This window comes from Lentisphaera araneosa HTCC2155 (genome assembly GCF_000170755.1).
Lineage (GTDB): Bacteria > Verrucomicrobiota > Lentisphaeria > Lentisphaerales > Lentisphaeraceae > Lentisphaera > Lentisphaera araneosa.
Genome location: NZ_ABCK01000002.1, coordinates 1 through 23,660, shown reverse-complemented (window position 1 = coordinate 23,660; position 23,660 = coordinate 1). Strand labels below are relative to the sequence as shown.

Below are 23,660 nucleotides of genomic sequence, written 5' to 3'. Positions count from 1 at the left end.
AGAACCTACTTTTTAATGAGCCAGATATTGCGATATTGAATTTTGTTGCCATGACCCTGTAAACGGAAGGGACCAGGTTGGCCCTCTGGAGTTTTGCGTGAGCCGCCAGTTTTTGCAGGAATTTCGGTATTATCGTGAATGAGCACTCCATTGTGTTTCACAGTAATAAATGCGCTTTTAATTTTTTTGCCATTTTTAAAGACTGAATTAGTGAATTCCACATCATAAGTTTGCCAGGTAAGAGGAGGAAAGCACATGTTGATACGAGGAGCCTGCGTTTTGTAAATCCCACCACATTCACTATGAACTCCGTCGAGGCCATAGGAGTCGAGAATTTGTAATTCGTAATCCCAGACATGATAAATTCCACTATTGCCGCGTTTAGCCCCGCGATAAGAAGGCATGTAGGGGGTCATGAATTCTATATGTAGAGTGTAATTATTGAACTTTTCTTTTGTGTAAAGGTCCCTAGCATCGGTGTGCAGAGTTTTTGTTTTTGCATCAATCCGACCTTTTGTAAAGGCTTCGATATTGCTGCCATCAAATAAAACAACGGCGCCCTCGGGTGCTTTAGCGCCCATGGTAGGACTGGTACGATTAATTTTCTTGAGTTCAAATTTTTCGCCTTTGAGAGTTATTTCAAAGACATTTTTGACAATTGAGCCGCTAGCCTGTTGTTGCCCCTTAGGAGGGAACTTTTTGACTGGCGAGAACTGCTCTGCTTTGGGTGCATAATACTTTTTGGGTGCCTTGGAAGATTTGAATTCGACGCTGTCACCTTCTTGTTTGCCATCTAAAATTGTTTTATTTTTTTCATCCCAACCATCACCCGGAAGGCCACCTTTGTAAACGACAGCTGAATAGTAATTATCACCTAAAGCAATGACTTGGGCGCCATACGAAGCAGCTCTGTAATCGCCTTGTATTTGATAGTCTGTCAGTTCTTGAACTAGTGCTGGATCAGTCCAAATGCCTTTGTCTTGAGCGATTGAGTATGTACTCAATAAAAATAGTAAAATGCCTAAATATTTCATTTATTTCTTCCTGTTAATTGATTATCTTGACGATATCAGACAAAAGGGTAAAGGGTCTTGTTACATGAAAAAGTAAAAAAAAGATCATTTCCTAATTGTGATAGTTTTTATCCGCCTCTGTGGCATCAGCTTTTACCTTTTATGTAACAAATGGAAAATGAATCTGTAAGTTATTTCAATTAATAAATAGGATATATATGAATCGTTTTTTTAAATTACTTACAAGCCTTCTATTACTTGCGCTACCATTATTTGGAAGGGAGAAGCCAAATATAGTTATCTTTTTAGCCGATGACTTGGGCTATGGTGATTGTGGGGCTTTCAATTCCCAATCTAAAATAAAAATGCCTCATATCGACCGTCTTGCAGAAGAGGGCATGCGTTTCACTGATGCACACTCCGCTTCAGCAACTTGCACGCCCTCACGCTATGGCTTGCTGACGGGGATAAATCCTGTTCGTACGGGGGTGTTTAATACTCTTTTGAAAACGGGGCGTCCCATCATTCACAAAGATGAAATGACGCTAGCAGATTTACTGAAGGTCGAGGACTATGAGACTTGGATGGTGGGCAAATGGCATTTGGGTTTCGAGAATAAAAGTAAGAGCTTGGATTTAAGTCAAGATTTGCGTGGAGGTCCACTAGATTGTGGCTTTGATTACTTTTTTGGCTTGGCTTCCTCAGCCAGTTCATCACCTCTTTGTTTCATCAAAAATCGCAAAATTCAAGAAGTTTCCTCAGAGTTTGTTGAGGTAGATAAAATTCGAGGTTCAGGTCAAAAATCCAAGTATAAAATTGCCGTCCCTAAAGATTTAAAGCTCGAAGATGTGAGCCCCCGCTTGAGCGAAAACGCTGTGGGCCTCATTCAAGAATATGCGAAGTCCGCAAAAGAACAGCCCTTCCTACTTTATTTCGCTTCAATAGCACCTCACCAACCCTGGGTGCCAAGTGAGAATTTTAAGGGAAAGAGTGGGCTCGGCGTGTACGCGGATTTTGTCATGCAAATGGATGATGAACTGGGGCAAATTAATCAAGCCCTAAAAGATACAGGACTCGAGAAAAATACAATTGTAATCTTTACGAGTGATAATGGTACGGGCCCTGGAGCCCATTATCTCATGGCTGAGCAGGGGCATCACTCATCGGGGCCGATGCGTGGGGCAAAAGCAAGTAGCTATGAAGGGGGACATCGCATGCCTTTTATTGCTAAGTGGCCGGGGATAATCCCCGTGAATTCACAAAGTAAGGCTGTCATCAATGCTACCGATATCTTTGCGACAATCGCAGAATTGCTCAAGGTTGATCTCAAAGAAAAGTATCCCCAAGTCGCGCCCGATAGCTTTAGTTTTTATAAGAATCTAATTAACTTAAATCAAAAGCAGAGTCGACCCTCAATGGTGGTGCGCGAAAGTATTCGCATGGGTGACTGGAAACTCATTTCGTCAGGCGGGAAGAAAGAATTTGACTCACTCAAAATGAGTCAATTTAAACTCTATAATCTGAGTTCCGATCTAGCAGAGAAAAATGACCTTGCACCCTCTCATCCAGAGCGAGCTCAGGAGATGTACAAGGAATTCAAAAAGTTTATGGATCAAAGAAAACTCAAGGAAAATCAATAGAGCTCATTTCATTCACATTAAGTTCGGCCTAGAGAAAGCCTGGGATCGCCAAGCACCAGCTTGGCATTTGCGGTCAATAATGCATCCATGGATGTATTCTTAAGAGGGGCTAATTCCCCGCCCCTTGTCTTGTGTATGATAATTGACGTGGCAGGGGAAGTTATTTTAATCATTTAATTTGTATTTGGATACTGTTCTTGCTCTTTTTTTTGTAACAAAAGAGTGTGAGCCTTGTAAAATATGTGAAGACCGAGTGAGTTGATTATTTAACTCCGTGAGTTCAAAAATTTTACTAAGGATCCCCCATTCATGACAATTTATTATAAAGTGAGCTGTATTTTATTCGGCGTCATAGCTAGTTTAACAGCAGTTGAACAAAGGCCCAATATTATTTTGATTTTTTCAGATGATCATGCCAAGAAAGCGCTGAGTTGTTACGGCAATACAGGTATTAAAACGCCCGCCTTGGATCGTTTAGCCGATGGCGGTATGCGTTTTAATCATGCGCTAGTGACTAATTCTTTTTGTACGCCATCGCGGGCGACGGCTTTGACGGGGAAATATTCTCATAAAAATGGAGTGACGAGGCTCAATCAGTCTTTTGATGGGTCGCAGCAGACTTTTCCAAAGTTGCTCCAAAAAGCGGGATACGAAACATCTTTGTTTGGTAAGTGGCACCTCTTATCGCAACCCACGGGTTTTGATTATTACTGTGTTCAAAAAATGCAGGGCATGCCTTTTAACCCACGGGTTTTTGAACCTCAGCATGGGTGGGTGCCTTGGAGCCCCCAGGATCGTAAATCCTACATGAAGGGAGGGCGCGTTATCAAAGGTTATAATAATGATGTGATAACGACAGAGGCGATTAATTGGATCAAGAATAGAGAAAATAAAAATAAACCTTTCTGTCTACTACTTCATCCCAAGCCACCGCATGCGCCTTATACACCAGCTACAAGGGACGAAGATTATTTAAAGGATGTAACAATTCCCGAGCCAGCGAATTTACATGACGATTATAAGGGACGGACTCCCCATGCGATTGCGGGAAAAATGACTGCAAACCGCATTATTTTGAATCCTGCCTTTAAGTCCATGCGAGCGAGGATTGAAAAAGAAAACCCGAATATAAGCGAACGTGAATTAACCAGTAAAATGTACCAGGAATACATCAAGGGATATTACCGCTTAGTTAAATCTGTCGATGATAATGTGGGGCGTGTATTAGATTATTTGAAGGAGAGTGGCCTGGAGAAAAATACCATCGTTATTTACACTTCTGATCAAGGGTTTTCACTTGGAGAACACGGCTTCTATAATAAGCAATGGATGTATGAAGAGCCCTTACATGCGCCATTTCTGGTGAAATTCCCAGGAACAGTAAAAGCAGGTCAGGTTCATAATTCCATGACTAGCCATGTTGATATAGCTCCCACCATTTTAGATTTTGCGGGGGTCACAATTCCAGAGGGTATGCAGGGTTTTTCTTTAAAGCCGATTTTATTGGGCAAGAAAGAGAAAGTTCGCGATGCTTCTTACTACCACTTTTACGACCATGGAGTTCGTCTACCAGAGATGATCGGCATTCGTACCGATCGCTATAAGTTGATTTTTTATCCGGGGATGAAGGGCCATTACCGCTGGGAGCTCTTTGATTTAAAAAATGATTCCCAAGAGATGAATAACCTCCATTACAATCCCGAATATCGGGATTTGGCACAGGATTTAAAAAATCAATTACGCGAACTGACTATCAAATATGATGATAAGTCGGGTAATGTACCACAACTATTTAAAATGAAATAAGAGAGATTCAAAATGATAAAAAAAGTATTTTTACTCCTGTTAATTATGGGCTTAACTTTTGCGGCTTCCGCAGAAAAAAAGAAGAAACGCAAAAAAGTTAAAGAACCCACCGCCACACACGCTGATGTCAGCTACGGAAAGTTCGATCGCAACAAGCTTGATTTTTGGCAAGCAAAAGGTGAGGGACCTCGACCGGTTTACATCCATATTCATGGTGGTGGTTGGGTAGTAGGGGATAAGAAGGGATTTAAAGGAGTTCAAAAGTTTTTGGATAAAGGAATCTCTGTGGCAGCAATTAATTATCGTTTAACGGCGACAGATCCCTTGCCCGCGCCGGTACTCGATGCCGCACGAGCGGTGCAATTTTTGCGCTATAAAGCCAGAGAATGGAACATAGATAAGAGCAAGTTTGTACTTAGTGGGGGAAGTGCGGGGGCATGTACATCCATGTGGATTGCCTGCCATGATGATTTGGCAAAACCTAATTCAGAGGATCCCGTCGAGCGAGAATCAACGCGTGTACAAGGAATCTCAGTGGCTGGAGGTCAGAGTGCAATTGATCCTAAACTTATTGAGCCATGGATTGGTCCCAATGTTTACCACGAGATGATTTATAAAGCGGTGGGTGAAAAAAGCATTGCGGATGCTCTAAAAAACTATGATCAGCATGAGGCGATGTATAAGGAGTATTCAGCTTATAATCACCTGACAAAAGATGATCCACCCATGCTCTTATCTTATGGCGCTGACATGAGCCTGCCATCTAAGAGTCTTGGACATGGTATTCATCACGGCATGTTTGGAGTCAAAATGAAAGAAAAATCAGAGAAAGTTGGTCACAATAAACTGTACCTATCGATCGGTAAAGATAGACCGAAGCAATATCCCAATCGCGATGACTTCGTTTATGAAATTCTCTTGGGGAAATAAGATGAAAAAATTACTTATTTTATTGATTTGTGGCTTAATGTCGGGACTCATGGCCGCGCCCAAGGTTAAATTTGTTGAGAATTTAAAGGCTGGTAAAGAGCAAAGCATTGTGATTTTTGGGACGAGTTTGACAAAAGTCGGCGCTTGGGGAGGGCAATTAGCCACCATTTTGGATCAACAATTCCCAGGTAAAGCCAAAGTCATCAATGGCGCGCAGGGAGGAGCTAACTCAGCTTGGGGAGTGAAGTCACTGGATCAAAAGGTTTTGAAGCACAAGCCCGATACAGTGTTTATCGAGTTTGCCATCAATGATGCGGTGGAGAGAAGAAAAACGAGTGTTGAAGATGCCAAGAATAATTTAAATAATCTCATTGAACGCATTTTTGCCCAGAACCCCGAATGTGAGATTATCCTTGCGACCATGAATGTTCCAGTTGGTCATACGGGAGTGCAGCGTCCTAAAATTGATGATTATTATCAGATGTACAGGGATGAAGCCAAGAGGAACGGCTTTAAGCTTATCGATCACAATGCGGTATGGAAGGATTTGCTTGAAAAAGATCCAGCACTCTATATTCAGTACATGCCGGATGCCATTCACCCAGTTTATGAGGGAGCTCTCAAAGTTATTACACCACATTTAGTTAAAGAACTTGGCTTAAAAGTCGGTGATGCAAGTATGAGTGAATTGGCACCCTGCTGGAAGTATATGTTTAATTCTATGGATAAGATCAAAAAAGATCGCAAAGTAAGCCGTGACGAGTATGAGCTTTTCTGGGCGAATCACTTTAAGATGCAGGACGCCAATAAGGATGGTATAATTCAGCCCAAAGAATACCCGGAGCAGGGCATCTTCAATCACTTTGATATCAATGGTGATAAGCTTGTTTCATTGGATGAGTACCAAAAAGTTTATTCTTACCATTTTGAAAAGTTTGATAAGGATAAATCGGGGATCTTAGATCTAAAAAAATTACAGTATAACTACTAGGTTCTGAATGATGTTGAAAATGCGCGTACTGAGTTTTTTATTTTTGAGCTTTATGAGTTTTGTCTACTGCGAGGAATTAAAAGGGACGAAACCCAATATTATCTTCATTTTGACAGATGATCAGGGTAAGGGCCAGTTGGGATGTGAAGGTCACCCTTGGCTAGAGACACCTTATATTGATAAGCTCTTCAGTGAGAGTTCATATTTTTCTGATTTTCATATGAGCCCTACCTGCACACCGAGTCGCGCCGCTTTGATGACGGGGAATTATCCCTTTAGAAATGGCGTTACTCATACGGGGGGAGCTCGGGCACGCATGACTTTAAAGATCGAAACTTTACCCGAAGCCTTGAAATCATTGGGCTATACAACAGGAATATTTGGGAAATGGCATTTGGGTTACGAAGAGGCCTATCAGCCTCACTCACGTGGCTTTGATGAGGTTTTTATTCATGGTTATGGGGGCATAGGTCAGCCGATGGATGTTCCCAATAATAAGTACGAGAATCCGATTATTAGACACAATGAGACTTTTGTTAAAACAGAGGGTTTTTGTACGGATGTGTTTTTTGATCAAGCTTTGGCATGGATAAAAAAATCTAAGGATAAACCCTTTTTTGCCTACATCTCTACGAATGCTCCCCACGGCCCTTATATCGCTCCAAAAGATAAACGTGAGAAGTTTAAAAAACTTGGCTTTAAATCAGGGGATGCGGGTTTTTATGGGATGATCGAAAATATTGACGATAACGTTGGGCGTTTAATGACCAAGCTTAAGCAATGGGATCTGGATGAAAATACTTTGGTGATTTTTATGTCGGACAATGGTTTTGCTAGTCTAGTGATAAACGAGAAAAAACTTGGGCAAAGGAATGGGGAAGATCTTTATTCTTACCAAGCGGGCCTACGCGGATATAAAAAAACACCTTATGAAGGGGGGACTTTAGTGCCAGCCTTTTTTCGTTGGAAAGGGAAATTCAAAGCAGGAAATAAAATCAGCGGCTTGAGTGCGCATATTGATCTATTTCCCACTTTAGTGGAATTGGCCGGAGGAGAGATCCAGGAAAAGAGAGATGGTCGAAGCTTATTGCCACTTTTGCAAAATCCGCAAACTAAGTGGAATGATCGCAATTTATTTTTTCATATTGGGCGCTGGGGCAATAATGTAGGTCCAGATGGGTCACAGTACGATAAAAGGCCTGGTAGAGCTGGTTTTGCTGTACGTAATACAAGATTTCGCTTAGTGAATCATGAAGAGCTCTATGATATTGAGAATGATCCTGGGGAGGAAAATAATGTGGCTAAACAATATCCCGAAGTGCTTCAAGAAATGCAAAAATCTTATGATGCTTGGTGGCATGAAATGAGACCGCAGATGGTTAATGAGGGGCATCAGAAGATGACGCTCAATCCCTTTCACGTAAAGTACAAAGAACAATTAGATTCTGTTGGAATACCACTTTTAGCAAGACCTCAATTATAGAGATAAGGAGAGTAGCTGTGATACAAGTTTATCGTTTGATTGTGTGTATGTTTGTTTTGAATACAGGGGGCTTGTTTGCAGCTTCTTCGCAGAAGCCCAATTTCGTTTTTTTATTTGCGGATGATCAGCGAGCGGACACAATTAGGGCGCATGGCAATGATTTTATTCATACGCCGAATTTAGACCGCTTGGCTGAATCGGGTTTTTCTTTTAAAAATAACTATTGTGCTGGTTCTTATAGTGGAGCCGTGTGCGTAGCGAGCCGAGCAATGTTGATGACGGGACGGTATTGGAATAATATCCCGAATGTTAAAAAAAATGGCTGGGCATCGCTGGATTTACTCCCGACGTATTTAAAAGAGAAAGCGGGTTACGAGACTTATATCATCGGTAAATGGCACAATGGTTTGCATACCTTGAGAGCGGCGTTTCAAAACGGTGCCTCAGTCTATATGGGAGGCATGGCGGATCACACAGATTTTGAAGTGCAAGACTTTGTTGCGGGACAATTGCAGGCCAAGCGTCGTGCCAAGGAATTCTCTTCTACTGAGTTTGCGAACTCTGCAATCAAGTACATTGAAGAAGCTCCAAGTGACAAACCCTTTTTTCTCTATGTGGCTTTTATGGCGCCCCACGATCCAAGGAATCCTCCCGATGAATATCGTCAGCGCTACTACAAGAATCGTCCACCTTTAGCAAAAAACTATAAGGCCCTGCATCCCTTTCGGAATGTGAAGTTCACCACGCAAGGCCGCGATGAGGGCTTAGCATCTTGGCCGCGGGAGAAGTCGGTCATTAGTGATCAACTCTGTGAGTACTATGGCCTCGTGACGCATCTCGATGAGCAGGTGGGAAGAATTATCGATGCGATTGATCAGAGTAAGCACGCAGATAATACAATCATCATTTATACCGCGGATCACGGCTTAGCCATGGGGAGTCACGGCTTACTCGGTAAGCAAAACGTTTATGAACACAGTATGAAAGCCCCTTTAATTATTTCAGGCAAAACAGTGCCTAATGGTGAGAGCGCTGCATTTAACTATATCCACGACCTCTATGCAACGCTCTGTGATTATGCGAGGATCGCAAAGCCTGAAGCAGTGGATGCAAAAAGTTTAAGGCCTTTGATCGAAGGGGAAATAAAACAAATTCATGAAGCGATGTTTTTGCCATTTCAAGATGTGCAATTTGCGATCAATGATGGACGCTGGAAGTTACATATTTACCCGCAAATCGATCATTATCTTTTGTTTGACTTAGAGAATGATCCCGATGAAATTCATTCCCTTGAAGCCCCAAATAAGAAAGCTGAAATGCTAAAGCTTATGAAGGCTTGGCAAGCTAAAACGGGAAGTCAGGCGCCCTTGGTGGTCGCCAATCCGGAGCCCAAAGAAGTGGATTATTCTAAGCTCGAGCAACGCCTCGATAAATGGCAACCCCAGTGGATTCAAGAGAAATACTTTAAGGACAAATAACTTTAATGATCATTCTATAAAAATGGATTGATCTATTAGTGGATAAGAAAGTAGTGAGTCCTAATTCTTAAGGGATTTGAAGACCCATGGTGGGTTCATTTAGGACGAGAACTTTTGTCTGTAGGACTTGGGTGTGACACCAGAGATTTTTTTGAACTCGCGGGTGAAATGGCTTTGGTCAGAGAAACCTGTGTCGTAGGCGACTTCGGTAATGGATAGTGCGGATTCACTGAGCAAGCGGCAGGCTGCCTTGTAACGCACTTGTTTGATATAATTCCCTGGGGTCATGCCAAATTGTTTCTTAAAGTTACGCAGAAAAGTGCTGGTGGACATGCAGACAGCCTCAGCTAAGTCATCGAGCTTGATGTTTTTGCCATATTCGCGTTCAATAATGTCGAGAGCGGGCTGAAATTTCTGTAGAGGGGTGAGCGCATTGAGCGTTTTTTGTGTATCGCGAGTAATTCCGATGAGGCCAATGATTTCGCCTTCGCGATTGCGCACGGGAAGTTTTGTCGAGACGTGGAGGCTGATGATGCCGTTACTGGAACTCACCGGTTCGGTGAGCTCACATATTTTTTCACCTGCGAGAACTTTTTGATCATCCATTTCATATCTTACAGCGAGTTCACGGCTCACCATATCGTAGTCAGTTAGGCCAATCACATCTTCGAGCTTTTTGTAGCCAAAGAGTTTGAGAAAGGCTTTGTTGGCTTTGATGAATTGACCCTTGGTGTTTTTGACGAAGAAGTAAGTATCATCCATGTACTCAAAGAGTTGGGAGACACAGAAAGGCTCGGCCTGAGATAAAAAATCTTGGGCTAGGCTTATTTTTTCTGAGTCGCTCATATCCATGTGTACAATGTGCTGACTCATTTGATGAAATTAAACTCCAAAGTTTTTAGATATGATAAATTTTCGCCGATTTTACTGGCCGTAATAGGCATTGGCGCCATGTTTGCGCTGATAATGCTTTTGTAAGATGTGAGGGGGGATGACGGGGAGTTGCTCAACATTGATGGTGCGAACCGCCATTTCTGCACAGGCCTCTAAGGCAACAGCATTTTTATATGATTCCATGGCCGTTCGTCCCCAGGTGAAGGGTGCGTGGAAATGCAGCAGGGCTGCGGGGATTTCCAAGGGCTTAATTTTGTGATTTTGAAAATGCTCGACAATGACTTTGCCGGTATTTTTTTCATAGTCTTCTTCGACTTCCTCTTCATTGAGAGCGCGAATCAAAGGGACGCTACCCCAGAAGTGGTCTGCATGAGTTGTTCCTGAACAGGGAAGCTCACGGCCATGCTGACAAAGAGTCGTGGCAAAAAGACTATGAGTGTGAGTTATGCCACCGAGTTCAGGAAAGGCATTATAGAGGTAAAGGTGGGTTGCCGTATCTGAAGAAGGCTTTAAGTGCCCCTCAATAATTTTGCCATCCAAACTCAAAGTGACTAAGTCACTAACTTGCATGTCTTCGTACTTCACGCCGCTGGGCTTAATGACTATGAGACCAGTTTCAGGATCCTTCGCACTGACGTTTCCCCAAGTGAGTTTGACCAAGCCACTTGATTGTAAGAGCTTGTTCGCTTTCAGGACTTCTTCTTTGATTTGATCAAGCATTTTTACTCGCCTTTTGGATGTCGATGAGTTCTTTCATAAGCGAGTAGAAATCACAAGGATTTCCTTCGACGCCAAAGCCATCGTGAACTTGCGAGTAAAGTCCGTAAAGCTTTGAGTAAATACGCACATCATCTTTTTGTGGAAGGTATTCTTTACGACAAGGTTTCAACATGGATTTTTGTAATTCGTTGAGGTCTTTACCTGCGGCGGAAGCCGCAAAAATGGCAGCGCCAACCGCACAGGTTTGCTCGGTCCCTGCAATGCGGACGGGGCGGTTAAAAATATTGGCGTAGATTTGCATCATGAGTTCATTCTTTTGCGCTAAGCCCCCGCAGCAGACAACTTCTTTGACTTCAACACCTGAGTCCTCTAAGCGTTCAATAATTTTGAGAGCTCCAAAGCCGGTGGCTTCAATGAGTGAGCGGTAGATTTCGTGGGCCTTGGTATGCAGTGTTTGCCCGATGAGTAAGCCACTGAGCTGTGAGTCGATGAGAACGGTACGATTGCCATTATTCCAGTCGAGTGAAAGCAAGCCACTTTGACCTACGTTTAATGCCGCGGCTCTTTTTGTGATGTTCGCAAAAATTTCATCTCGATTTGAGCCATATTCACTGGTGACAAAATTGTTAACTAGCCATAGGAAGAGGTCACCAACGGCCGATTGTCCTGCCTCAATTCCCATGTAGCCGGGAAGTACCGAGTCTTTAGCCACGCCACAGACGCCCGCAATACTTTGATCCTTTGGGCTAATCATCAGGTCGCAGGTGCTCGTGCCGACGATTTTCACAAGGCTGCCATCTTTGATGCCGGAACCGACGGCACCCATGTGAGCATCGAAGGCTCCCACGGCAATGGCAGTTCCCTCGGCTAATCCAGTGCGTTGAGCCCATTCGGCGCCAACACGTCCAGCTAATTGATCGGAAGCATGGGCTTTTTTATAGAGTTTTTGACGTACTTTTACTAAAGCGGGATCCACTGCAGCTAAGAACTCTTCGTCCGGTAAGCCACCCCATTGATCGGCGTACATGGCTTTGTGGCCCGCGGCACAGATGCTGGCCTTGATTTCTTCCGGTTTTTCTTTGCCTGCTAAAATGGCTGGCAGATAATCACAAAGCTCAATAAAACTATAGGCCTTTTCAAAAGTTTCCGGAGCGACGTTTTTGAGGTGGAGAATTTTGGACCAAAACCATTCGCTGGAATAAGTTCCGCCACAGCGTTCAAGGTATTGCGGTCGCAGTTCTTTGGCTTTTTGAGTGATGAGCTCGGCTTCTTTGTAGGAGCTATGATCTTTCCAGAGCCAAGTTTGAGCATCGAGGTTACTGCTGTCTTTAAGGCCAAGGGCAGTAAGCTGAGCATCCACGGGGATAACGGTGCTGCCTGTCGTTGCACAGGTCAGCCCAATAATTTGAGCAGGTGAAAAATCAGCAATGCTTTCTTTGGCCTGATTAATTACAGATTTAATAATGTGCTCCATGCCATTGAGATAATCAGCCGGGCTTTGGCGAGCGATATTAGGGTCGGCATCGCTGATCAGCACGCCCTGTGATCCACTGGGATAATTATAGATTTCTGAAAAGAGCTCATCGCTCGAATTGATTTCCATAAGAACTGAACGGCAGGAGTTTGTGCCGTAATCTAAGCCAATTGCATACTCTTGCATAAATAATCCTAAATGCTTTTTTGTTTAGAATAATTTGATCATTATTTTGTAATTTTATTGACTATTATATTCAATAAATTGAACAATCTAGTCATTGTTTGGTGTGATTTAGTCAGGTCTTGCGGTTATTCTTATAATTATATGTTTTGGAACAAGCCCAATACATTCTATGATTGACCTGAATAAAGGGCATGTTACTTCGCACACGAGGGAGCTCCCCGCAAGGACCTGCCGACCCTTGACCCGGCGACTCAGGTTTTGCCTCATTTTATGAGTGATTGTGATATGTTTTTTATCCCTTCAGGATAATAAATGTTAATCATCATTCGGTTTAAAAGTCATGGTGAAACCATGGAATATTTTAGCATGGGATGTGAATCCCATGAATCTATTCAAATGGGATCTCCCATGCCTTTAGGTATGGAACAAATCACCTTAAACTACAGTTTATGAAGCGTATTATTAATCTCAAAATTAAAGGCTTGGCCTTTATTAGTTTTTAGCTGAGCCTTTTAAAGATGAGTTTTAAGCGATGAGAGATAAAACCTTTTCGATAGCTTCTATCTCAGCTGCTATGGTCATTTGAATGAAATCGGTGTAATCACCTTTTGTATGTGCTTTATCTAAAGCCTCGTAATATTGCAATCTATTTTCTGCTTTAATAATCACAGGTAAATAAGAAGACTTTATAAGCTCAAAGTTCATGAGTAAACGTGCGGTTCGACCATTACCATCTATAAAGGGGTGAACTTTGACAAAATCCGTATGTAGTCTAGCTGCCTTTTCAAGCGGGTGATGATTTGATTGATTATATGATTCTAGTAGATCAGTCATTTGAGAGGGAACATCAAAATGCTCAGGGGGACGATGTTCCGCACCTGAAATAATAACATTCTCACTTCTGTATTTACCTGCATTCTCATTATCAATATTTTTGAGAACGAGTTGATGAATAGATTTAATACAAGAATCCGAGAAAGGAGTCTTCGACGATAGTAAATCCTCTACATACATAATCGCTTCTTTGTGATTAATAGCCTCAAAATGTTCTCTCATTAATTTGCCACCAATGGTTATCCCCTCTAAAACAACTTTGGTTTCTTTGATAGTTAGAGTGTTTCCCTCAATGGCATTTGAGTTGTAAGTCCATTCTAAAACAAGTTGATCATGTAGGCTCTTTAAAGTCCCTGCGGGTATCGGACGTAGAGCATCTAATCGTGATTTTAATTGATCTACTTCATTGAACATTTTGGCTACCTTTTTATAATTAAAAAAATATACATCTAATCTAGATTCAGACAATCGTTTTGCTCAAGGAATTAATTTGCTTTAAGCTTGGGCTGACGTTTGGTTTGCGTGCTTCCCACATCCACATGGGAGCTAATATATTTTATCCCTTCAGGGTAAAGGGCAGGGTGCTTTGCACACGAGGGAGCTCCGCCCCTCGAGCTCCCCGCAAGGACCTGCCGGCCCTTGACCCGGCGACTGAGGTTTTGCCTCATTTTATGAGTGATTGTGATATGTTTTTTATCCCTTCAGGATAATAAATGTTAATCATCATTCGGTTTAAAAGTCATGGTGAAACCATGGAATATTTTAGCATGGGATGTGAATCCCATGAGCTTTTTGAAATGAAATTTGCCATGCCTTTTGGTATGGTACATTTGCCCTAAATTTTATAAGTGATGAATGGTGTTGTTGATCTCAAAATCAAAGACTTTGCCGTCAGTCGTTTTGAGCTTGCCTTTTATGGACATGCATCGAGTGGGTTTTAGATCAGGGCAATGCAGTGTAAGAGTTTTATTGTCCTGACTTTGGGTGATTGAAGTGATCGGAATAGTCCTCTCATTTTGATGTGGAGATCCATAACTTTTAGTTCGTTCGATATGCCATGATTTAATCTCAAGATCGGATTGTGCAACTTGGCCTAGGGACTCTGGGAAGCTTAAGGTGATTTTCTTGTCAGTAGTTTTGAGCTCAGTGGGCATCAGTAGTTTTTGATTCGTATATCGGACGCGATAGAAACCGCCAAATTGACGCTTGTTGGCTGCCCAGGAAAACATGCCTAAAGCATAGAGTTGACCATCGCGTGGATTAAATCGACCACGCATGATCCCGGTATTGAAGTCCATATTGGGGATTTTGATTTGTCCGCCTTGCTTGATGCCATCTTTGTCTTCAATGAGATTAAGAAAAATTTGGCCCATACCGTAGGAGAGCTCGAGAAGTTGACCTGCTAATGGCCCCCAGCGATCACTCTTTGCCCACATCAGTTCGCCTGGAGAGCGGTTGAATTTGTTGGTGAGCCAGATCATTGGCTCTTGCATATCGGTGTCGCTGGAACTTTTGGCATTGTGGTAGCCCAAGTAATTACCGTAAAAACCGCCTTTTTGTACCCAGTTAATGCGGTTCTTAGGTGTCCAGTGACCTTCTTGGTCAGTTACAAAGAAGCTACCGTCATCATTGACACAAACACCATTGGCAGCTCTAAATCCATTTGCAATAATTTCGGTTTTTGCGCCATCCGCAGAAACTTTTAGTAGGGTGCCATGATGGGGAACTAGTCCCTCTTTTGCGTGTCTCGCAGATTTAGCGTAGTAAAAATTGCCCTCTTTATCAGTTTGCAGTCCCATTGCGAATTCGTGGTAGTGTTCAGTAACCTGATGATCGTTATTGAAATTCTCGTAGTAGTCAATTGCACCGTCATTATTTAGGTCATTCAGGATAGCAATTTGATCACGGCAACCGACATAAATTTTTCCTTTGAATACTTTTAGACCTAGGGGCTGATAAAGGCCCGTGGCAATGCGTGTCCAAGTAACTTGTCCCTCGTTTTGTGTGATGCCATCGAGCTGCCAAACTTCTCCTTCCCAAGTACAGATGAGTGCGGATTTACCTCCATTGATAAAGTCAATACCCGTGAGGCGCATCCAGCTTTTCCAAGAGTTATTTTGAGGAAGCAGGAATTCATCTTTAACATAGGCAAAGTTATCGTCAGCGGGTTTTAGTTCAGCAGATAATTTATCTGTCCAAGGATTAGGGCCACCATTAGTGTATTTTTTAAGGTTTAAGTTTTCCTTTGCGAAGTCTGCAATTTTAATGTCGTTATTACTTAGTAGTATCGTGCCATTAAACTCCTTTTGACCGGCATTTATTTTTAGATAATGGAAACCTGCTTCTTGATAGAGTTGGAATTGATCAGAAGAAATGACATTACATTTTATTGAAGTAGGCGCTACGCGATGAATGAGCTCTTTTTGGATATTACTAATGTTCAAGATGCGCTGAAGGGTCTGATTGTTTTGATTCCATGTTGGACAATCAAGGACTTTTGATTCACCAACAGAATAGTGATGAATACGTTTGTCACCATAGTGGTAAAGTCCTTTGTAATGTGCCCAAGTTTTAGGTAAAGGCCCATACCTGCGTTTATCTTTAGCGATGAAGCGTAGATCCTCCCAGGATCCATTATCAGGATTTGCCCATCCGGGTGCCTGAGGATTAGCGTAAAGAAGCTCGCCTTTTATCGCTGGGTGTGTTCCATGGGAGCCATCGAAGGCTATACTCCGCCAATCGATAAAGTCTTTTCCTTGCCACAAACCGGCTAGTTGCAGTGTATCTTGGTCAAAAATGGCCCATGTATTACCTTTGGAGACTCCGCCGTCTCCTTGGTCTAGGCGACTGATAATGCCCTTTTTTACGATATTATTTTTCTGGAGTTCAAGAGTCATGGTTAAGCTATCCCCAAAATTCATATCAAGATAGGGTTTTGGTTTAACTTTTTTCACTGGTTTATTTTTTGTTATGAGCGCTTTTGGAAGTTGATCGAGGTATTGGGGTGTGATTTTGAAGTACTGAGAATCATTTCTGCCAAAAATTTGAGTTTCGCGAATATAGTTGATGACATCCATTTTTTGTTGATCAGTCATCCAGGCTTGAGGCAGCATTTGTCCGTAACCGTGAGTTAAAGTATTGTAAATACTCAAGGGATCAGAGCCATTTTTAAATTGACCTTCATGGAATTTGATAGCTGTCGGGAGGGCACCTTCTTTTGAAGTGTCGCCATGACAGGTGATACACAAGCCATTATAGACTTTCTGACCTCGTTTCATACTTAGCTCACTCCAGGAGGAAATTTCCTTTTTGAGGTCACTTGTTGGCAGGGGACGAATTTGTATGTTGGTGAAATGAAGGTTTGGACTTTCTGTACTAATACTAATTTTTTCGTCTTTAGGAGCTTGGTTTTTCCATGAAAAATCACTTTGATTGACAAAGGTCTGGAAACTCAAATTTTTGGGATTTTGCAAGAGTTTTTGAGAGAAGGCCACTTGTTGAATAGTTCCCGAGAAAGCTCCTCCAAAATTATCTGCCGCCTCTCCAATTTTGAATACGAAACTTTCTTGGTCGGGAGCTGAAAAGTTTTTTCGTTCAGCCAATTTTTGGCCATCAGCGTAAAGTGTTACAGTTCCGTTTTGATTAGTGACTACAGCGCTATGCCATTTGCCATCATTAAAATTTTTGCCAGCTCTTATTTCGCCTAGCCAGCCAATATCGTAAACTAGCGCTCCATCTTCAATATACAGCGTTTTTCCTTTTGGGATCCAGCGGCCTGTGTTATTACATTTAGAGAAGAGAGTTCCATTTTTTGTCGTTTTAAAGCGAGTGAAAAAAGTAAAATCATTATCGCCGCTTAGGTCAATTCTCTTACTCTGTTGTTTGGGGAAAACGCGAGGGATGTTTTGAACTTGTTTTAGTTGAAAATCTTTGCTTACTTTGCCATCAATCCAAAGTTCAATTTTAGTTGAGCTAGCAGTCGGGTTTTGGAGATTAAGTGTGATTGACGACCACTTGCCCGCTTGTTTCAAGTCGGGCAATTCTACGCTGACTTTTGAGTTTAGCTTAACAATAACTGAGCTTGGGTCATGAGCTTTTTCAGAAGCATAATCGAAGTTGAGCTCATAGTCTTTAAATTTGTTTTCAAAAGAGATCTGTTTTTCATTCGAAAATGTTTTATCAGATAGGTTAGTTGACCCCGGAATTACTTTTTTTTTTGAGCCGGGATTTCCACGACTTTTTCTGAAGGAGTAGTGCGAAAGGGCCATTTTGGCGACTTTGGAACATCAGGGTAATAAGGTGATTGACCCAAAGAAAAAGTTGCAGTATTTAGTTTTCTTTGTTTCCAAACTTTACGATCGAAGCCATAGAAACCTGGGTAGAAGGGGTCGATGTAATCGACTTTGGCTTTCTGAGGAACGTCTTTTTTCAAAAGAAAGTAATTAGCATTGATGAGCATGCGTCTGAGGTCTTCGCTTACGAGATCAACAGAAGCTCCCATGGTCGTAGTAAAAGTAAGACCAGCTTTTCCGCCTTCAACTTGGTAAGGGTGGAGCCAAGCAAGGGGCTGCATGGGATTGTTTTGTTTGCCAGGAACATTTTTTGAGTCGGGAGCGAGAGTTTGTGTTACAGCACCACGCATGAGGATAGTATCTTTATCAGTCAGGTTGCGTACGCCATAGACATCGCTGGGACCAAAGACATCTTTAACACTGTTGAGGATGGGGTGATTGGCATTTGCTGCTTCTATAACGCCACGGGCGCCTTGGCCTTTATGTCTGCCGTGGTGGCTAACCCAACCCTCGCCAATGATTTTGGGACCAAATTGATCTAAAGTCAGTCCTTTAGTAATTTCTTCTTTGCCTTTAAAACCATGTGTCGAAGTGCGAATACCTATGATGGGTTTGCCAGCTTTGAGAAATTGTGCAATGTGTCGACGGTCAGCTTCATTAGGCCGTCTAAAACGAGTGCCAATGATCATCAGATCGGCGTCGTTGAGGTAGTTCCACCCTTTGACATTAGTCTGACCATTGGGATCAATATATTTGCCTTGGTGATCCCAAGAAAAAAGCACTATGCAATTAAAGCCATGATGTTTTGCCAAAATCTTGCCGAGCATGGGCATGCTTTCTTCCGTACGATACTCTTCATCGCCGGCAACGAGAACAATTGTTTTTGCCCCGGCTTTACCTTCGAATTTTAAAATCTTGTCATCAGCAAATAGAGTGAAACATGATAAGAATAGTAAAAGAAATTTTAATGGCACGGCGGAGACCTCGGGTTTTGATTTATAATTCTTTAAACTTAAGGGCCTCATACTCAATTTATTGAATAATATCTCCATTTTTTGGAAAGATAAGTTTTTTATTTGAGTCCTCACAATCATGTATGAGCATTTATCGTGATGACTTAAGATTCAATAATATGCCTTTATTGTTCTATAAAATAGCTCAGGAAGGGGCTATCCATAGAATAAATTAACATGGAAAAGCTTATGTACCCCGATTTACCTGATTTAAATCAATTGCCCAATGAGCTAAAGCAAGTCGCTCAGAGAAGAAAAATATCTAACCTACTTCTGAATTTTTTAGACTTTTATATTTCAGAAGAAGCTTTTTGCGAACTCCACAAAAATGATTTCGAGCATTGCAATTTACCTGAGACAATTCAAGATCTGAAATTCTATGGCTACGAAATCAGCATGCCTGAATCAGCCGCTCAATATCGCAGTGAGGTATTTCCCTTGCTCATGGACGTTCACGCCAAGGCGGGTTATTATGGTGTACAAGTGCCGGCAGGTGGAATAGCCTTTGATCAAGAGGGTGAGCTCACGGAAGAGGCAGTAGCCTTAGTAAAGCAGCAAGTCAAAATTATTAAAAATGCGGGACTCGCAATTTCCACTGTGGGAGGCTCTTGGGATGCTGATTGGACGCAGTGTATCAAGCCCCAAGCACAAGCAGCGAAACTCATGGGCTCCAAATTTCTGTATGGCCCTTTTTCAACGCCATTTTTGCTCTTTCCGGAAAATTGTTACGGCGAAGCTGCCGTAAAATGGCTCAAGCAGCAACACAATAATTTTCACCAAACTTTTAAAAAGGAAATTGGTCCTTACCTAAAATCCCTTGGCGTGATTATGTGCGAAGAACCCCTGCAACGCTTTGAGCGCATGCCCGCGCATTTAAAAGAATGTACTGAGCTCGCCCTTCGCGAGGGAATGGAGCAGTTCTCTGTAATGATCGATACCTGCCATGAGTTTGCCGATGGCGCGGGGCCAGAGGCCTTTAGGATTTATGTCAAGCAATTAGCGGTCGCGGGAAAACTCAATGGAGCCCATATCTCAGCTCTGCACCGTGGTAAGATTTATGAATCCTGGTTTAATCAACAATTCTTTAATGAATTCTTTGGGCCACTTTTTGAGCAGGGTTTTGAGGGCGAAATTGCCATCGAGACTTTTGATGCCACTCAACCCGTTGTGGAAGTCGCAAAAGTTAATCGTGAAAAATTCAAGCATCCCATTGGCGTGCTGATCAACCAGCTCCACTACGCCTGCGAGATGATCAAGGATTTATAAAGCTATTTCTGGGTACGCCAAGCAGCAGCTTGGCATCTACCGCCGAGAATACATCCATAGATTAAATCGAAAAATCACTAAAATTATTGCGGTCTAAATGGGCAAGATATTATTTGACTCTTAGCTGATCAAGATCGATATCTTGTTGGATAGTGGTCTTTCCTTTAATAGACTTCGTCTCTAATGAGATTTTATTGGCGTTCCAATCAATGGTGATGAGGCCGAAGTTGAGCTTGGCATAAGCAGGTCCAACGCGATAATTATTGATTGCTTGAGACCATTTAGAGCTGACGTTGGTGATGCCACTTGAGGTGAAATCGTAGAGCGGGTAGGGACCTGATTTATCCAGAGACATTTCCGAGAAGTGAACGTCGCCACTGATGAAAACCACGCCATTGGCTTTTGTTTTGCCAATGAGGTCAAAGAGTTTCTGGCGCTCGTGTGGCAGGTTACCCCAGCACTCCATGCCTTTTTCGTGTGAGACAAACTGAATACTGGAAGCAATGATGCGCACATCAGCTTTTTTGAGAAGTTGTTTTTCGAGCCAGGTCCATTGATCTTGACCGAGCATAGTAGTGCTCTTATCATTGAGGGGACTATACCAACCGACGAGATTTTTCTTTCTTTTTTCTTGTTTAGACATCTTATTTTTCAGTAAGGGAGTGGAGCGAAAATAACGCGTATCCAAAAGGATAACTTGGACGCGTTTGCCCTCAGAGCCAAAGATTTGGCTTCCATAAATGCCCTCGCGTTTCCTTCTTGGGGAATCTTGAGGCACATCGAAGAAGTTGAGGAATTCTTCGGCCGATTCCTTTTTCATTTTATACTCTTCTCCGCCATCATTTTTGCCGTAGTCGTGATCATCCCAGGTCGCTAAAACAGGGCAGGTCTCAAGCAGTTTTTGATAGCCCGGCTTGGCTTTGAGCTGGGCATACTTTCTTCGCATGACCGCCATGTCTTCAGTATCACCATAAATATTGTCGCCAATGAAGAGAAAGAGGTCGGGATTCTGAGCCACAATAGTATCCCAAATGGGCTGTGGCCTATTTTGTGAAGCACAGGCGCCAAAGGCAATTTTTTGGAGAACTTGCTCAGAACCTTTTTCTTCTCCGAAGCCAGTAAAAATCAGCGAGATAAAGGTGATTAAGCATAGAGATTTGTTTCTTAGAGTATTGATCATGGGCTTTGGTCCTGTCTTAATTGTATTTAGCTTTACACTTATTAACCAAATTAAGTTAGTGGTGCTACTTAAAATAAGAAAATTTATGATTCCAATAAGGAGAGTAATTTTATATATCGAATAATGAAATTGATCTAAGGTAGATTATCTAGGTATGTTTTTTTTGTTTATTACTTAATAAACGGTAATGATTTTTTTTAGAAGTTCTCGGTACTTTTGTCGCCAATATAAGCACGAAACATGGACTTCTATCTGTTTATATATTGTGTTATTTATATGTATATATGTAATAATAGTTATATATATTGTGTTTTTTTTGTAACGATGATTCAGCTGTAGTTGTAAATAATTCTAAATTTAGACAAATATAGGGATATTAGATATGAGCAGAAAAAGATTCACACTCGTAGAACTTTTAGTTGTTATCGCAATCATTGCGATTCTGAGTAGTTTACTTTTACCTGGATTGAAGATTGCCAGAGAAAAGTCGAGAATGGCAGTATGTAAAAGTAATATTAAGCAGATTAATTATGCTCTTGTGATGTACCAAGATGATAATAATGCAAAATACCCTTATTCTATAGACCATAATAATAATGCTACCCTTGGTCAACGTTCATGGGATGATTTATTATCCTCTTATGATGGTAGAAATATAAGCGATGGCAATGCTTTAAAGAATGCCGTTTTATTAAAAAGTTTGGGATATAATTCAGATGTTTATTCATGTCCTTCAGATACTTTGCAAAGAACTCATTGGATAGGTAATAATAAGATTATGCCTGCAAGTTATGTATTAACAGTTCGTTATTTTGGTGCTGCTTGGAGTTTAACTGATTGGGCACGGGGAGTGACGAGTAAGAACCCAGAGCGGACTCAAAAAAGTACGAATTTATCATCACCATCTACAACTTTAACATTAGTTGAGTTGTCACATGAAAAAAGAATAGTTGGTCATGGTCAACATTCGTTTAGAACGGCTGGGGATTATGCTAATTCACAAACTCCTCATGAGGATTATGGCAAGGATAATTACCTCATGGCCGACGGGAGTGTTCGAACAATGAATTTTTGGGCGACTTTAGCCATGGATAGTGGTGGATCGGGTACACCTGGGCAAGTTCAAGAAACAATGTGGGATAGTGCAAAATAATTATTATTTACCCTGTGCTAATAAATGATCTGGCTGAGTAAAAGAGCAATGAATAAGGCTTTTATGGCTTTATACTGAAATAACTTAAGATTTTAATTATCCTTGATAATATTCCAAGCTCACTTATTACGCTCTTGTTGCAGGGCACGCACTTCCTCAACGATATCAATGGTCTTTTTCCATTGTTGGTAGACAAAATCCTGAAAGTCATTGAGATCTCCAGTAAACTCCAGTGAACCCTCATCAATCAATTTATATTGACGCATCATTTGCAGGTAATCATAACGATGAGCGCTATCAATAGTTATGGGCGGGTAGCCAGAACGTAGGACAGGGATGTTCGCCAATAAACGTGCCATGCGTCCGTTGCCATCATAGAAGGGGTGGACACAGGCAAAGAGTATATGGAGTCGACTATAGGCGAGGATAGCCTGCTGCAAATCAAGTTTACGGGGGAGGGCGTTAAATTCCTTGAGCCAGATTTCCATCAAGTTTGGAGTTGCAAGTGGAGAAGGATAAAGCATGTATTCGCGTCCCCAGTAAGCGCCATTTTCTTCGCGTTTCCATGCTCCTACAGGTTTTTGTACGTCAAAATCGGGGTTGATCATCATAGCCCGATGAAGGTCAAAGATTTTGTCCTCGCTAAGTTTCTCGTCTCTGTATATTGAATAAACAAGTTCTATCGCTCGAGCGTGACCGGCAATCTCGTCGTGCTCTCGTAAGGATTTTCCGGAGACAGTTAAACCCTCATTGAGAATAAACGAGGTTTCACCAAGACTCAGAGTATTGCCTTCTATTGAAGTGGAGTCGTGGGTCCATTCATCACGAATTCTATTTTTAAGAATAGCTGCGAGGTCATGATCCAAGTCTTCAAGAAAATTGAGCTGAGGAACTTTGAGCTCAGAATTGAGAAGCTGACGTAAGAGCTTGAGCATCCAGCGACTCTCAGCTTTGTCTGCTCGTGTTAGTAAGCTTGATATTTGATCATCCTCAAGTTTGAAGCTCAACTGATGACTCAAAGCAGTCGATTTCTCTAGGGTTTTAGGAACTAATTTACCTTCAAGAAATTTACGGATAACTAAGTCGATAAACTTTTGCTGTGAACCCAATTCTTTGATGGCTTCATACATGCTTTCACTAACTTTGAGTGAATAACGCTTCATTCTTTTTCCATTCTTTTTAACTTGATCTACGTCAATATACGAGATACTAGAGTCCTTTTCCATTCTTTTATTATAAAAAAGAATGGAAAAGTTCTTTTTGTGATAAAAAAGAATGTATGGGCTATTAAGAGCCTAAATCACTTA

Annotated in this window: 19 protein-coding genes; 10 read left to right on the top strand and 9 right to left on the bottom strand. The window is 41.8% G+C overall.

Annotated elements, in window-relative coordinates; genetic code table 11:
* Nucleotides 1–5 precede the first annotated feature (5 nt).
* Nucleotides 6–1,034 carry a 3-keto-disaccharide hydrolase gene (locus tag LNTAR_RS01690; protein WP_007276887.1) on the bottom strand — a complete coding sequence of 343 codons (1,029 nt, stop codon included), beginning with the start codon at nucleotides 1,032–1,034 and terminating at the stop codon, nucleotides 6–8.
* Between the two features lie 197 nt (nucleotides 1,035–1,231).
* On the opposite strand from LNTAR_RS01690, the gene LNTAR_RS01685 reads away from it, so the two are divergent.
* From LNTAR_RS01685 to LNTAR_RS01660, 6 genes are all read left to right on the top strand, one after another.
* On the top strand, nucleotides 1,232–2,653 hold the full coding sequence (locus LNTAR_RS01685) for a sulfatase family protein (protein ID WP_007276886.1): 1,422 nt from the start codon (nucleotides 1,232–1,234) through the stop codon (nucleotides 2,651–2,653).
* Between the two features lie 309 nt (nucleotides 2,654–2,962).
* On the top strand, nucleotides 2,963–4,459 hold the full coding sequence (locus LNTAR_RS01680; protein WP_007276885.1) for a sulfatase family protein: 1,497 nt from the start codon (nucleotides 2,963–2,965) through the stop codon (nucleotides 4,457–4,459).
* A gap of 12 nt (nucleotides 4,460–4,471) precedes the next feature.
* Nucleotides 4,472–5,389, top strand: coding sequence for an alpha/beta hydrolase (locus LNTAR_RS01675; protein ID WP_007276884.1), 918 nt, complete (start codon nucleotides 4,472–4,474; stop codon nucleotides 5,387–5,389).
* 1 nt (nucleotide 5,390) lies between these two features.
* Nucleotides 5,391–6,380 (top strand): GDSL-type esterase/lipase family protein, encoded by a 990-nt coding sequence (locus tag LNTAR_RS24885; RefSeq protein ID WP_052607284.1) that lies wholly within the window; start codon nucleotides 5,391–5,393, stop codon nucleotides 6,378–6,380.
* Between the two features lie 7 nt (nucleotides 6,381–6,387).
* Entirely contained in the window at nucleotides 6,388–7,863 is a 1,476-nt protein-coding gene (locus LNTAR_RS01665) for an arylsulfatase (RefSeq protein WP_040914070.1), read from the top strand.
* A 17-nt stretch (nucleotides 7,864–7,880) separates the two neighbouring features.
* Entirely contained in the window at nucleotides 7,881–9,341 is a 1,461-nt protein-coding gene (locus LNTAR_RS01660; RefSeq protein WP_202944925.1) for a sulfatase family protein, read from the top strand.
* 99 nt (nucleotides 9,342–9,440) lie between these two features.
* Here the strand turns inward: LNTAR_RS01660 and LNTAR_RS01655 are convergent, their stop codons facing one another.
* From LNTAR_RS01655 to LNTAR_RS01645, 3 genes are read right to left on the bottom strand one after another with little or no spacing between them, the layout of a single operon-like run.
* On the bottom strand, nucleotides 9,441–10,214 hold the full coding sequence (locus tag LNTAR_RS01655; protein ID WP_040914069.1) for an AraC family transcriptional regulator: 774 nt from the start codon (nucleotides 10,212–10,214) through the stop codon (nucleotides 9,441–9,443).
* Between the two features lie 51 nt (nucleotides 10,215–10,265).
* The gene (gene araD / locus LNTAR_RS01650; protein ID WP_007276879.1) at nucleotides 10,266–10,955 is read right to left on the bottom strand and encodes an L-ribulose-5-phosphate 4-epimerase AraD; all 690 of its coding nucleotides are present in this window, start codon (nucleotides 10,953–10,955) and stop codon (nucleotides 10,266–10,268) included.
* Nucleotides 10,948–12,615, bottom strand: coding sequence for a ribulokinase (locus LNTAR_RS01645; RefSeq protein ID WP_007276878.1), 1,668 nt, complete (start codon nucleotides 12,613–12,615; stop codon nucleotides 10,948–10,950). The genes araD and LNTAR_RS01645 overlap by 8 nt, the downstream gene beginning before the upstream one ends.
* A gap of 351 nt (nucleotides 12,616–12,966) precedes the next feature.
* On the opposite strand from LNTAR_RS01645, the gene LNTAR_RS26440 reads away from it, so the two are divergent.
* Nucleotides 12,967–13,068 (top strand): ribulokinase, encoded by a 102-nt coding sequence (locus tag LNTAR_RS26440; RefSeq protein ID WP_238527702.1) that lies wholly within the window; start codon nucleotides 12,967–12,969, stop codon nucleotides 13,066–13,068.
* A gap of 72 nt (nucleotides 13,069–13,140) precedes the next feature.
* Here LNTAR_RS26440 and LNTAR_RS01640 read toward each other — a convergent pair whose 3' ends face one another.
* Nucleotides 13,141–13,863: a Fic family protein gene (locus LNTAR_RS01640; protein ID WP_007276876.1), complete on the bottom strand. Its 723-nt coding sequence runs from the start codon at nucleotides 13,861–13,863 to the stop codon at nucleotides 13,141–13,143.
* Nucleotides 13,864–14,162: 299 nt separating this feature from the next.
* On the opposite strand from LNTAR_RS01640, the gene LNTAR_RS26435 reads away from it, so the two are divergent.
* The gene (locus LNTAR_RS26435) at nucleotides 14,163–14,288 is read left to right on the top strand and encodes a hypothetical protein (protein WP_007276875.1); all 126 of its coding nucleotides are present in this window, start codon (nucleotides 14,163–14,165) and stop codon (nucleotides 14,286–14,288) included.
* A gap of 3 nt (nucleotides 14,289–14,291) precedes the next feature.
* On the opposite strand, the gene LNTAR_RS01635 is transcribed toward LNTAR_RS26435, so the two are convergent.
* Nucleotides 14,292–17,717, bottom strand: coding sequence for a DUF6797 domain-containing protein (locus LNTAR_RS01635; RefSeq protein ID WP_007276874.1), 3,426 nt, complete (start codon nucleotides 17,715–17,717; stop codon nucleotides 14,292–14,294).
* Complete coding sequence (locus tag LNTAR_RS01630) at nucleotides 17,654–18,715, bottom strand: hypothetical protein (protein WP_040914098.1); 1,062 nt, start codon at nucleotides 18,713–18,715, stop codon at nucleotides 17,654–17,656. The genes LNTAR_RS01635 and LNTAR_RS01630 overlap by 64 nt, the downstream gene beginning before the upstream one ends.
* A 216-nt stretch (nucleotides 18,716–18,931) precedes the next feature.
* On the opposite strand from LNTAR_RS01630, the gene LNTAR_RS01625 reads away from it, so the two are divergent.
* The gene (locus LNTAR_RS01625) at nucleotides 18,932–20,020 is read left to right on the top strand and encodes a TIM barrel protein (protein WP_162026336.1); all 1,089 of its coding nucleotides are present in this window, start codon (nucleotides 18,932–18,934) and stop codon (nucleotides 20,018–20,020) included.
* 109 nt (nucleotides 20,021–20,129) lie between these two features.
* On the opposite strand, the gene LNTAR_RS01620 is transcribed toward LNTAR_RS01625, so the two are convergent.
* Nucleotides 20,130–21,200: an alkaline phosphatase D family protein gene (locus LNTAR_RS01620; protein ID WP_007276871.1), complete on the bottom strand. Its 1,071-nt coding sequence runs from the start codon at nucleotides 21,198–21,200 to the stop codon at nucleotides 20,130–20,132.
* Nucleotides 21,201–21,582: 382 nt separating this feature from the next.
* Here LNTAR_RS01620 and LNTAR_RS24880 point away from each other — a divergent pair, with 382 nt between their 5' ends.
* A complete protein-coding gene (locus tag LNTAR_RS24880) occupies nucleotides 21,583–22,353 on the top strand; it encodes a type II secretion system protein (RefSeq protein WP_007276869.1) in 771 nt (256 codons plus the stop codon).
* 119 nt (nucleotides 22,354–22,472) lie between these two features.
* On the opposite strand, the gene LNTAR_RS01610 is transcribed toward LNTAR_RS24880, so the two are convergent.
* The gene (locus LNTAR_RS01610) at nucleotides 22,473–23,516 is read right to left on the bottom strand and encodes a Fic family protein (protein ID WP_052607283.1); all 1,044 of its coding nucleotides are present in this window, start codon (nucleotides 23,514–23,516) and stop codon (nucleotides 22,473–22,475) included.
* Nucleotides 23,517–23,660: the final 144 nt, after the last annotated feature.